Origin of the sequence: Streptomyces pimonensis, from assembly GCF_041380215.1 — a bacterium.
Lineage (GTDB): Bacteria > Actinomycetota > Actinomycetes > Streptomycetales > Streptomycetaceae > Streptomyces > Streptomyces pimonensis.
In genome coordinates this window covers 1-730 of the sequence record NZ_JAHWZY010000135.1, presented here as the reverse complement: position 1 = coordinate 730, position 730 = coordinate 1, and the positions used below count along the sequence as shown (strand labels likewise).

General features: G+C 76.7%; 1 protein-coding gene. It reads left to right on the top strand.

Going from position 1 to position 730, the window contains the following annotated elements:
- Nucleotides 1-44 precede the first annotated feature (44 nt).
- Nucleotides 45-730: condensation domain-containing protein (locus tag KYY02_RS33695; RefSeq protein WP_371244890.1), on the top strand; the 686-nt coding region annotated here is incomplete at its 3' end.

Here is a 730-nt window from a genome sequence, read left to right as displayed (position 1 = left end):
CGCTGGAGGTGGGCGGGCGCGGGTCGGTGGAGGCCGGCCGGTGTGTGCGCCGGGTGTCCTCGGCCGGCGCCGACGTGGCGGCCGAGGCGCGGGCGGCGGTGGCGCGGCTGGCGCCGGAGTCGGGCGTGACGGTGCAGGTGGTGTGGTTCGACGCGGGTCCGGACGCCCCGGGCCGGTTGCTGGTGGTCGTGCACCACCTGGCGGTGGACGGGGTGTCGTGGCGCATCCTGCTGCCGGACCTGCGGCAGGCGTGGGAGTCGGCGGCGGCGGGTGGGCCGGTGCGGCTGGACCCGGTGGGCACGTCGTTCCGGCGCTGGGCGGGACTGCTCGGCGAACGGGCGCAGGACCCGGCGCTGCTGGAGGAACTTCCCTACTGGACCGAGACGTTCGCGAACCCGGAACCACCGCTGGGATCCCGCCCCCTGAACCCCGTACAGGACACGGCGGGCACCGCCCGGCGCCTGACGGTGACGCTGCCGGGGGCGTACACGGCACCGCTGCTGTCGTCGGTCCCGGCCGCCTTCCACGGCGGGGTCGACGACGTGCTGCTGGGCGCGCTGGCCCTCGCGGTGCGTCAGTGGCGCGAGACGAGGGGCGTGGACGCAGGCGGAGGCGTGCTGGTCGACCTGGAGGGCCACGGCCGCGACGGCGACCGCGCCGGTGCCGAGGTGGACCTCTCCCGTACCGTCGGCTGGTTCACCCGCGTCCACCCCGTACGGCTCGACGTCAC